This is a genomic window from Paraglaciecola polaris LMG 21857, from assembly GCF_000315055.1.
Lineage (GTDB): Bacteria > Pseudomonadota > Gammaproteobacteria > Enterobacterales > Alteromonadaceae > Paraglaciecola > Paraglaciecola polaris.
This window is the reverse complement of sequence record NZ_BAER01000069.1, coordinates 1-11,513: the sequence shown is the minus strand read 5'-3', so window position 1 is coordinate 11,513 and position 11,513 is coordinate 1. Positions and strand designations below refer to the sequence as shown.

The window sequence follows — 11,513 nt, the reverse complement described above, 5'->3', positions numbered from 1 at the left end:
AGATATCTTCATTGAGCAGAATTTGGGTCCGCACATGGAACAAAAATGGGCGACTTTTGCAGCATCTTTGGGCAGCGTTTCATCGTGAAACTCTCGGGCGGTGTCTGGATCTAAACCCAAGTTGAATTGGTCAATCCAGCGAAATTCAAAGCGCGCTTTTGATAGTAAATCATCGCGATAACGCGCACCGGGATGGCCTTTAGCGATATCTGCCGCATGGGCAGCAATTTTATAGGCCATGATCCCTTGTTTAACGTCATCACGATTAGGCAAACCTAAATGTTCTTTGGGCGTGACGTAGCACAGCATTGCACAACCGTACCAGCCAATGATAGCCGCTCCTATACCGCTGGTAATATGATCGTAACCCGGCGCAATATCCGTGGTCAGTGGCCCTAGGGTATAAAAAGGGGCTTCATGGCAATGTTCAAGCTGCATGTCCATGTTTTCTTTGATCATGTGCATAGGCACATGACCTGGGCCTTCAATCATGGTTTGCACGTCATGTTTCCAGGCGATTTTTGTCAATTCCCCCAAGGTGATCAATTCGGCAAACTGGGCTTCATCGTTAGCGTCAGCCAGTGAACCTGGGCGCAAGCCATCCCCCAGAGAGAAGCTCACATCGTAGGCTTTCATGATCTGGCAAATATCGTCAAAATGGGTATACAGAAAGTTTTCCTGATGATGAGCAATACACCACTTCGCCATGATAGAGCCGCCTCGGGAAACAATGCCAGTGACGCGGTCCACCGTCATAGGAATATGATGCAAACGCACCCCAGCATGAATTGTAAAATAATCGACGCCCTGCTCGGCCTGTTCAATTAAGGTATCTCTGAAGACCTCCCACGTTAAGTCTTCAGCCACTCCTTTTACTTTTTCAAGGGCTTGGTAAATCGGTACCGTGCCAACAGGTACAGGTGAATTACGTACTATGTAATCACGGGTTGAATGAATGTTTTTGCCCGTTGATAAATCCATGATGGTATCGCCGCCCCAGCGAATTGACCAAACCAACTTTTCGACTTCTTCCTCGATGGATGAGCGCAAGGCTGAGTTACCAATATTGCCATTGATTTTAACCAAAAAATTGCGCCCGATGATCATCGGCTCAAGCTCTATATGGTTAATGTTGGCCGGAATAATGGCTCGTCCTTCGGCGACTTCTTTGCGCACAAATTCAGCGGTAATGGGCTGTAAATTTGCCCCAAGTGAATTGCCTTTTAAGCGTTTATTACGTTCAGGCGTGGTAAATTCATTGTTCAGCGCCTCTCGGGCTTGATTCTCACGTACAGCGATGTATTCCATTTCTTTGCTAACTATGCCCTGACGCGCATAGTGCATTTGCGTGACATTTTTACCGGGTAAAGCCCGTCTAGGCGTGCGCTGTAAATCATCGTTGTAGTACTGAAAGGCGCGCGCTTCATCAAAATGACCATTGTCTTGCGGCAACACTTTTCGACCTTGATACTGCTCGGTATCATTACGGGCTAACACCCACTGGCTGCGCACATCACCAATACCTTTGTTCACGTCAATAGCCACGGTGACATCGGTATAAGGCCCCGAAGTGTCGTAAAGGGTTACCGCCGTGCTGTCAGTCAAACTGATTTCACGCATAGGCACACGCACCGACGGATCGTTAGGTGATGTTACGTATACTTTTTTACTGGCTGGAAGGGGGGTGCGTGTAATTTTTTGCTCTTCAGCTGCCACATCAAAATTAATCGAGGCTTCGCTAGAAGAAAGGACGTTGTTCATTTTGTTTTCCTTAAAAAAATACAGGCGCGCGGAAAACGAAAACAAACATCCCGAAAGTGAGATGTGCTGCTCATTCCTACGCCGATACTAGTCGGATCAGGTTCTACGGGTTTGTATTGCTACATCTCAGCCAAAAGAGGCGCCCCGAGAGCGAATGCGGATAATAAGGCAACAAATTTAAAAATACTAGCCCCTAATTTCACCTAGCCATTGGTAAGCTAAACCAGCAAAAAACAGCAAAAATCTGGCAATGAACTTAAAACACGTTAGGCGAACTTTACAAAATCAAGAGAAAAGACGAAAGTAAATATAATCAAAAAAATAGAGCTTAAAATAATACAGTGTGAAGCCAAAATACGTTAAAAGTAATATTTATATAAACATATAAAAATAACGATGCCAGCATTTTAAGCAAAGTTAACACATGTTCAGACATTAATAACCAGGTGAAAACGGCTGAAATCACCTCTGATGTGTTTACAAATTTTTATCGCAGATACTTAATTAAAAAAATTTAATTAAGCTTAAGCGTTCATTGACTGAGCGGATACGCTGGGGCCAATTAATATTGTTGCGTTAATAGCGTAAAATGATCGCAAGCCATATCGGATTAGTTAATGTTGCGATGGCGTATAACACAATTAACCCATACGGATACGCCTGAAAGGCTGTTACCATATGGCTAATATATTTTTTGAAAGGCATTATGATGAAATTACTTATCCGCAATCTTGACCGTGCGACAACCGAAGACGAACTTCGCACCTTATTTGAAGGTTATGGCGTCGTCCAGTCATGCACTATCGTGCAAGATCCTGCCACTAAAGGCTCAAAAGGTTTTGGCTTCGTTGAAATGCCAAAAATCGGTGATGCTAAAGCCGCTACGATTAACTTAAATAGCCATACGTTAGGTGCGAATAAAATTCGCGTTAAAAAAGCTGACGATAAGGTTGAAAGCAAAGAAAAACCAAGCGAGTAACCCCGCTATTTGACCCATCAAGCATAGGGATTATTTAACCAGCCAGTGCGATTAACCGCTTCGGTGACGTTGCGCTAGCACTGGTGCCTTATTAGTCTTGATGACATTCCCCCCATAATTGGTCATGGGGTTTTGTGCTTGTGTGACCCGGCTGCTAAGTGTGCTGCAGCCAATTTCTCCACAGGCCCAGAGTATTCAAGCCAAGTGCTGTCGCCCCATAACCTCTCACTATAACCTGCGGTTTAACAATCGGACGCGGCTCAGGATATGGGCCAAATAGCCTTACGTTCATCGCGCAAGGCTACTAAGAAAAGCAACCATCATGAGTGTAAAAAAAGCCCGGTAAGTCTATTAATGACAGGAATCAGTATTACCCGTTCAGATGAGTGGCATGAAAGCACAAGTGCTGTTCAATAAAGCTAGAAATAAAATAATAGCTATGGTCGTAGCCATCATGCAGCTGATATTCCAGTGGATAGCCACTAACGTTGGCCGCTGCAAGTAGCGCATCGGGCTTTAACTGCTCCAGCAAAAAATTATCCGCTGCGCCTTGATCCACTTTGGCTGGGACAAACTGCTTGGCCTCACGCATAAGTTCGCTGGCGTCATGGTTACGCCATGTAGCTTTATCTTTACCTAGATAGGCGGTAAACGCTTTTTGCCCCCAAGGGCAAGTCATTGGATTGCTGATTGGGCTAAATGCCGACATGGAGCAATAACGCTCAGGGTTTAGCATGCCAATAGTCAGCGCGCCATGTCCGCCCATTGAATGCCCTGCAATGGCACGTTTATCTGAGACTGGAAACATAGATTCAATCAGCTCAGGTAGTTCATGCACTACATAATCGTACATGTGGTAATGACGATCCCACGGCGATTGATTAGCATTGACATAAAACCCTGCGCCTTGCCCCAAATCGTAACTTTCATCATCTGCTACGCCTTCACCGCGAGGACTGGTATCCGGTGCGACAATAGCCATCCCCAGCTCAGCAGCAATGCGCTGGGCTGCAGATTTTTGCATAAAATTTTCGTCTGTGCAGGTTAAGCCGGAAAGCCAATAAAGCACGGGGACTTTTTGGCCACTGGATGCCTGTGGAGGCAGATAGATAGCAAAGCGCATATTGCAGTTCACCGTTTTGGCAAAGTGACTGTATTGCTTTTGCCATCCCGCAAAACTTTTATTCACGCTTACATTTTCGATGGTCATAGCCTTACCTCTAAATTCAGAATGCTGCCCATCAGCATCTTGATACTGCTGGGCAGTTAATTGACACTCATTTGTCGAAATGAATGACAGTACGGATGCTTTCGCCTTTATGCATCAATTCAAATGCTTCATTGATATCCTCTAGCGCCATAGTGTGCGTAATGAAGTCACTTAATTTGAATTCACCGGCTAAATAACGCTCAACGTAATCCGGTAACTCAGTGCGTCCTTTAACGCCGCCAAAAGCCGAACCTCTCCATACTCGCCCTGTCACCAATTGGAATGGACGAGTAGAAATTTCTTGCCCTGCGCCAGCAACACCAATAACCACTGATTCGCCCCAGCCTTTGTGACAGCACTCTAGCGCTGAACGCATAAGGTTAACGTTGCCAACACATTCAAACGAGTAATCAACGCCGCCATCGGTTAACGCCACAATCACGTCTTGGATTGGCTGGTCGTAATCTTTGGGGTTAATACAATCTGTGGCACCGAGTTTTTTCGCCAGCTCAAATTTACTTTCGTTAATATCAATGGCAATAATGCGACTCGCTTTAGCCATAGCGGCGCCAATGACAGCAGACAACCCGATGCCGCCGAGCCCAAAGATAGCCACCGTGGCGCCCTCTTCTACTTTAGCGGTGTTCATGACCGCGCCCATACCAGTTGTCACCCCACAACCGAGCAGACAGACTTCTTCTAAGGGGGCAGCTTTATTCACTTTGGCCAAGGATATTTCGGGTAATACTGTGTACTCAGAAAACGTTGAACAGCCCATGTAATGAAAAATTGGCTGGCCATCTTTGTAGAATCGCGTTGTACCGTCAGGCATAAGGCCTTTACCTTGGGTTTCTCGGATTTTCTGACACAGGTTAGTTTTACCCGATAAGCAGAATTTACATTCTCTGCACTCAGGGGTGTATAGCGGGATCACATGATCGCCTACTTGCACACTAGTCACACCTTCACCTATGTGCTCAACAATACCGCCGCCTTCGTGGCCTAAAATAACCGGGAAAATCCCTTCAGGATCTTCACCAGATAAAGTAAAGGCATCGGTATGGCATACGCCGGAGGCGATAACCTTGATCAGCACTTCACCTTTGCGTGGCAACATGACATCGACTTCTTCAATGGATAAGGGTTGTTTAGGTCCCCACGCTATCGCCGCTTTAGATTTAATAAATTGATCTGACATATTTATGCTCACTTGTTAGTTATTAGAAAAATAAATAGCGATGCGCTTTTTACGCTGTCGCTAATGACTGTGGCCTTGTGACAGGTTAATCATGGCAATGCCAATTGCCACTAACGCCATGCCAATCCAGGTTGTGATATCAAGGTGTTGGCGGTAAATGACGGTGGACAATAAGGTAACGGTAATAATGGCCAAACCTGCCCATAGCGCATGAACAATACCAATAGGCATGCCTTTCATGGCTTGCCCTAAAAACATAAACGCAGCCAGATGCCCTAGCAAAACCAAAATACTTGGCAGTGGCTTGGTGAAACCATCGGTCTCTTTCAATGCAACGTGCGACATGGCTTCCGCGGCGACACCTAAAAGCAGAAATAACCAACTCATATTTGCATCCTATCTTGTTAGGGAAATTATCTGCGGCGCACCGCACGTGATGATTGACACGGTGTGTGTGTATGGCCGCTATTATAGTTACCTCAAAAAGAATGATAATATGCTGTTTTGTGAAATCACTTTTACATATAGGTAATAATCATGCAGTGGGATGGTATCAGCGAATTTGTCTATGTGGCCGAAAACGAGAGCTTCACCCAAGCGTCAAAAAAAATGGCCATTTCTACTGCACACGTAAGCCGTCAGATCAGCGCCCTAGAAAAGCGGCTCAATATAAAATTGTTCTATCGAACAACCCGCAAAGTATCGCTAACAGAAGAAGGCCGAGTTTTTTATCAACACTGTCGTGCCGTGCTTGATGGATTAGATGAGGCCGAACGTGCCATTACAAACTTACAATCGAAACCCCAAGGTAAAATCAAACTGACTGCCCCTGTTACCTATGGTGAACAACAAATACTGCCCCTGGTAAATAACTTTATGCAGCAATACAGCGCCATCGAAGTCACTGCATTTTTGAGTAATCAGCAAATGGACTTGGTTGAAGGTGGCTATGATTTAGCCATTCGTCTTGGCAAATTAAGTGATTCATCCATGATGGCGAGAAAATTAGGCAAGCGGACCAATTATGTCTGCGCATCGCCAAGCTACTTGCACAAACATGGCATACCCCATTCTTTATCAGAGCTTAATAGTCACAATTGTTTACTCGGAACACGAGACTATTGGCATTTTACCGAACAAGGCAAAGAGAAGAATATTCGAGTAACCGGAAAGCTTCGCTACAACAACGGTTTTGGACTCGTTGATGCCGCATTAAAAGGCTTAGGGATAGTGCAATTACCTGACTATTATGTGCAACATCACCTGCAAAGTGGCGAATTGATCACCTTATTGGACAATTATCGGGAGCCTGATGAGGGAATTTGGGCTATTTATCCAGAAAACCGCCATTTATCGCCGAAAATTAGGTTGTTAGTGGATTATTTGGCAGAGCAATTGGCTTAGCCTCACGATGCGCGGCATTGAAACACTTTTCTATTTGCCTGCCCTAAGCATGTTAACTGCTTGCACCCGGCGTCTTATCTATTTACTTGCAAGGATAACAGGTAGAAAGCGGCCTATTAGTGATTGGATCTCAGTTGAAATAAATCATGAAAATAAATGCCGTTGCCACCACTATTTTAGTCGGGCTGATAACAGCCTAGTGTTTATTCTGTTGCAACCGCTTTTGCTATGGCGACGTTAACCTCAAGACATGCTGCTGCCTACATTAATCTTAGGGGATACAGTGAAAGCGCCGCATTTGCCAAGCCTGAGAACGAAGGGGTAGTAAAGCTTCACCACTGAACGCTTTACAGCACTCAGTTCGTTGGCTGGGTTAAATACGCAAAGGAGTGCAAAACTGTGGCTACATATTTTATTTTTTGCATTGCTGGTAGACGGAATTTACCTAAGCAAAATGCGAAACATCATTATGACTCCAGTCATTAACGTACAAAAGTAATGCACATCAGGTTAACGTGTGAAGCCTGCTATTTTTGGGCACAAAACAGCTCACCCTAAATAGAAGATGGCTACTATGGTGCGGGTATCCCCTCGCTTTGTCTGGTCAATGTAGCTCAACACCCCGCTATATTGACTGTATATCAAGAGACGCCGCATGTGTCAGTTAGCGGGTCTCTGGGGAAGCGGCTTAAAATCCTTCCTAGGCTTTTTATAACCCTACAACCATTAAATGTCATTAACCCCATGACCCAGAGCCCATCATGGCCCTTTGGGTCATCTCGCCATTGCATGCTAACTGGGCATTTTAATCAGTAAATCATTGCTTCATTTTAAAATTGACAGTGTCAATATAAAATATATTATATCCGCTTCAAGTGGCTTCTGATTAGTGGCCATGTATGTATTTATTTATTTATTGCCTGTTTGTCTATTGCGCAAACCGTTAACTGGCCATAAACGAGGAATGGCAAAATAACCGATGGTCGATTTTCAAACACTCACCAAGGAATTGCATGCCTAAAGTTTTATCCCCAGATGAAATACAGTGTTTTCGCAATCGCATGTGCGACCACGCATTGGCGTCGTTTGCCAAGCTCGGAGTTGAAGGCATTTCCTTGCGTAGTCTGGCGGCCGATTTAAGCTGTAGTCGCACCACGCCCTATCGCTATTTTAAAAATAAGGCCGATATTCTTGCCGCACTACGCCAGCGTGAATTCAGTCGAATTGCGGGTGCCCTTGAAGGCGCTTTGATAGCTGAACCTGACGCAAATAAGCAATTAGAGGCCTTGTGCCATGCTTATTTCCGTTTTGCCATCGAACACCCTGATTCTTACCGGGTGATGTACAACGTGGCACAACCTGATCCCGCTCAATATACCGAGCTAGAAACCGAGATTTCCCGTAGCGCAGAGCCCATTCGTCATGTGGTAAATGCAGCGGTAAAAGCGGGCAGCATTGAGGGAGACCCGGTAGATATTTGTTATGTGATATGGGCTGGTTTACACGGCTTAATTTCGTTACATTTGTCCCATTTATTGGGTGATAAACGTGAAATAGAAACATTAGCTGTAGCCATGATCCGTTCATTATTGCGTGCAGTGAGTACTGAACCAAGCGCCGTATCACAACGGCTTAATAAACCCGCTTAAATTGACATAAATAAGGATAGAACATGAGTAAAAAAGTAGACGCATTATTCAAACCGTTTAACCATAAAGGCCTATCGCTTGATAATCGCGTAGTGATGGCACCTATGACCCGTGAGTTTTCACCGGACGGTGTCCCTACCTCAGACGTAGCGGATTATTATCGTCGCCGTGCACAAGGTGGAACAGGCTTAATCATCACTGAAGGCACGACCATAAATGATCCCGTTGCCACTATGAGTGCGCGTATTCCACAATTCCATGGTGACAGTGCTCTGGCCGGCTGGGAAAACACAGTTAAAGCAGTGCACAGCGTAGGCGGTAAAATCATGCCTCAGTTGTGGCATGTAGGTATGGCGCGACCACAGCAAAAAGCACCTTTCCCAGAATTGCCCAGTGTTGGCCCATCGGGTTTGTTTAAACCAGGCAAGCAAGGTTCTGAACCAATGACTCAAGCGCAAATTGAAACCGTGATAAATGGTTTCGCTGCCGCTGCTGCCGATGCTCAGCGTATTGGTTTTGATGGAGTTGAAATTCATGGCGCCCACGGCTATTTGATTGACCAATTCTTCTGGAGCGGCACCAATCAACGTACGGATGAATGGGGTGGCAGTATGGCTAATCGCAGTCGTCTTGCTGTCGAGATCATTAAAGGTATCCGCGCAGTCACATCACCAGACTTCCCGATTGTGTTGCGCTATTCACAGTGGAAACAACAAGATTACACTGCTAGATTAGCCGAAACACCTCAGTTGCTTGAAGAGTTTTTAGCACCCTTGAGCGACGCAGGTGTTGACGTATTCCATTGTTCACAGCGACGTTATTGGGAAAACGAGTTCGACGGTAGCGATCTTAACCTTGCAGGATGGACCAAGAAACTCACGGGAAAACCAACTATTTCAGTAGGCTCAGTTGGCTTAAACGAAGACTTCTTCAGTGCATTTGCTGGCCAAGGTTCCAATACGCGTTCAATCGATGATTTAATCGAACGTATGGACAAAGGCGAGTTCGACTTAATTGCAGTCGGTCGTGCCTTGTTACAAGATCCTAATTGGGCAGATAAAATCCGCCACGGCAAGCTTGAAGAACTCGAGCAATACTCAGGTGAAGCGCTCGCGACATTGTCTTAATGCCGTTTTCGCTTTGATCCCCTCATGCCCATTGAAAGGTATCGAGGTGGATCGAAGCGAAAGTTTCGTGATAACCCCTAATATCAAATAGAACGTTAAATAAGTGAAACCCATGAGCCAACCTCACGCTGATAATGCATTAGCCAAACGTACTTTGTTATTAGCTGCTGCTGCGATGGGATTTGCACAAACCGTATTATTCGCCATACTCGCGCCATTAGGCCGTGAAGTGGGTTTAGTAGAAGTGCAGATTGGTGCCATCATTTCCTGCTCATCATTAACTATATTCTTAGTCAGCCCTCTATGGGGCCGCGCCAGTGATATATGGGGCAGAAGAAAGGTGCTGCTGATTGGCTTGTTTGGCTATTCCGCCGGTACAGTGCTATTCGCCGGGGTATTTCAAGCCGCTCTTTTGGGATATCTCATTCCATTGACGGCACTTGGTTTATTAATTGTAACCCGTGTCGCCAATGCGACTGTCATGGCAGCAGTAGCCCCATCAGCCAATGCATACATGGCTGATATCACAACGGTCAAAGATCGCATTAAAGGCATGGGCGCTATTGGCGCGGCAACCAATATAGGCTCCATATTAGGTCCGGCGATAGGCGGTTTGCTCGCCAGTATTAGCCTACTTACCCCCTTGTATTTCTCTGTTTTGTTAACCTTAGCGGCAGCTATATTGGCTGTTTATGCCCTACCCGTTTTGCCCAGACCTGCACAGGTAAGAAAACCGCAAAAACTAAAATACACCGATCCACGAATTTTCCCTTTAGTGGTCGCAGGGGTATTGCTGTTTATGGGCTTTGCCATAGTGCAGCAAACTATTGCCTTTCGTTTTCAAGATATTTTAAGCCTTGATGGCACCCAAACCGCAAAAATTGTCGGTATTAGCCTAATGCTTTCAGCCGCTGCGGCGCTTATTGTGCAATTACTGGTTATCCCGCGTTTATCCGTGAGGCCCTTTGTACTGCTCAGAATATCCATGCCCATGATGATGGTAGCTTTTGCCATTATGGCCATAAGTGAGACTCAAGGAATGTACATGTTGGCTATGTGTATTCTAGGCTTAGGAATGGGATTAGCTGGGCCGGGCTTTATGGCAGGTGCCTCGGTTGCGGTTTCATCTGACGAACAAGGTGCCGTAGCGGGTGTCGCTGGCGCATGTCCGCCTTTAGGTTTTACCGTAGGGCCATTGCTGGGTACTTATTTATACTCGATAGACGGCGCACTGCCTTACTGGTTTGCGTTCGTATGTTATTTTATATTATTTTTTGTTACTTTGAAGTTTAAAGACAAAAAATAAATTTCTTTATTTTTAGTGACTTAATGACATAAATTACCGTTAGCAGTCCGCCGTTTATGATGTGTTAAAGTAGTAAAACAGCATAATGAATATCATTGTCTATATATAGACAGTGGCGGGTTTCAGGAGCCTAATGGCAAAATTCATAATATAGATCCCCAAGGATAGTAATATGCAGACAACCATAAACCGCGCCCGTAACGCATCATCTATTGCAGATTTTCTAGACAAAGCTGCTGAGCATTATGCAAATAAAAATGCATTTTCCTGTGGGCCAATGCGCCTTGCTTATAATGAATTCGCCCAGCAAGGAGACGCTTTTGCATCTTATTTGCAAAGTGTTGGTATAAGCAAAGGCGATCGCGTTGCGCTTATGTGTCCTAATTTACCGGCCTTTCCCATTGCCACCCTAGGTATACTCAAGGCCGGTGCGGTACAGGTCAACATCAACCCATTGTATACAGCATCAGAGTTGGCGCACCAATTGAGTGACTCTGGAGCTGAAACCCTGATTATTTTTGCAGGAAGTACAGCCGCCTTTGCCGCGATCAAAGAAAATTGTGCCATAAAGCATCTTATCGTCGTCAGTTTAGGCGATGGTACAAGCATGGATATTTCATCCCCTCCGGTAGATTCCGCAGTCACCGACTACGTAGTTTTCTCAGATGCCTTGACCATGGGTGCTGATATTGAATTTCGGCCTGTTACAGTCGGCCGCGAAGATTTGGCCTTTTTACAATACACAGGTGGTACTACTGGGCCTTCAAAAGGCGCCATGCTGACCCATAACAATGTACTGTCTAATATTACCCAAACCTACGAAATGGGGCCCGATATCACCCGTGAAACGCAGGAAGTCATTATTACTGCCATTCCCAT

At 45.4% G+C, this 11,513-nt stretch carries 10 protein-coding genes and 1 riboswitch; of the genes, 6 read left to right on the top strand and 4 right to left on the bottom strand.

The features are described 5' to 3' along the window. Positions 1–1,761, bottom strand: a 1,761-nt coding sequence (gene thiC, locus GPLA_RS13325; protein WP_040514758.1) for a phosphomethylpyrimidine synthase ThiC, incomplete at its 3' end; no start/stop codon positions are given. Between the two features lie 56 nt (positions 1,762–1,817). Then, a riboswitch (TPP riboswitch) is annotated at positions 1,818–1,918 on the bottom strand. Positions 1,919–2,470: 552 nt separating this feature from the next. Between thiC and GPLA_RS13320 the strand changes: the two genes are divergently transcribed. Continuing rightward, the gene (locus GPLA_RS13320; RefSeq protein WP_007105447.1) at positions 2,471–2,740 is read left to right on the top strand and encodes an RNA recognition motif domain-containing protein; all 270 of its coding nucleotides are present in this window, start codon (positions 2,471–2,473) and stop codon (positions 2,738–2,740) included. A 370-nt stretch (positions 2,741–3,110) separates the two neighbouring features. Here the strand turns inward: GPLA_RS13320 and fghA are convergent, their stop codons facing one another. The 3 genes from fghA to GPLA_RS13305 all read right to left on the bottom strand — a co-directional run bounded on the left by fghA (position 3,111) and on the right by GPLA_RS13305 (position 5,535). After that, positions 3,111–3,950, bottom strand: a complete 840-nt coding sequence (gene fghA / locus GPLA_RS13315) for an S-formylglutathione hydrolase (RefSeq protein WP_007105446.1) — start codon at positions 3,948–3,950, stop codon at positions 3,111–3,113. Between the two features lie 67 nt (positions 3,951–4,017). Beyond that, entirely contained in the window at positions 4,018–5,148 is a 1,131-nt protein-coding gene (locus GPLA_RS13310) for an S-(hydroxymethyl)glutathione dehydrogenase/class III alcohol dehydrogenase (RefSeq protein WP_007105445.1), read from the bottom strand. A gap of 60 nt (positions 5,149–5,208) precedes the next feature. Continuing rightward, complete coding sequence (locus GPLA_RS13305; RefSeq protein WP_007105444.1) at positions 5,209–5,535, bottom strand: DMT family transporter; 327 nt, start codon at positions 5,533–5,535, stop codon at positions 5,209–5,211. 150 nt (positions 5,536–5,685) lie between these two features. Here GPLA_RS13305 and GPLA_RS13300 point away from each other — a divergent pair, with 150 nt between their 5' ends. The 5 genes from GPLA_RS13300 to GPLA_RS13280 all read left to right on the top strand — a co-directional run. Beyond that, on the top strand, positions 5,686–6,552 hold the full coding sequence (locus tag GPLA_RS13300) for a LysR substrate-binding domain-containing protein (RefSeq protein ID WP_007105443.1): 867 nt from the start codon (positions 5,686–5,688) through the stop codon (positions 6,550–6,552). Positions 6,553–7,565: 1,013 nt separating this feature from the next. Further along, entirely contained in the window at positions 7,566–8,201 is a 636-nt protein-coding gene (locus tag GPLA_RS13295; RefSeq protein WP_007105439.1) for a TetR/AcrR family transcriptional regulator, read from the top strand. A 23-nt stretch (positions 8,202–8,224) separates the two neighbouring features. Beyond that, positions 8,225–9,328, top strand: a complete 1,104-nt coding sequence (locus GPLA_RS13290) for an NADH:flavin oxidoreductase (RefSeq protein WP_007105438.1) — start codon at positions 8,225–8,227, stop codon at positions 9,326–9,328. A 112-nt stretch (positions 9,329–9,440) separates the two neighbouring features. After that, positions 9,441–10,634 (top strand): MFS transporter, encoded by a 1,194-nt coding sequence (locus GPLA_RS13285; protein ID WP_007105437.1) that lies wholly within the window; start codon positions 9,441–9,443, stop codon positions 10,632–10,634. A gap of 172 nt (positions 10,635–10,806) precedes the next feature. Further along, positions 10,807–11,513 (top strand): AMP-binding protein (locus tag GPLA_RS13280; RefSeq protein ID WP_153810563.1); only part of this gene is annotated, 707 nt, incomplete at its 3' end.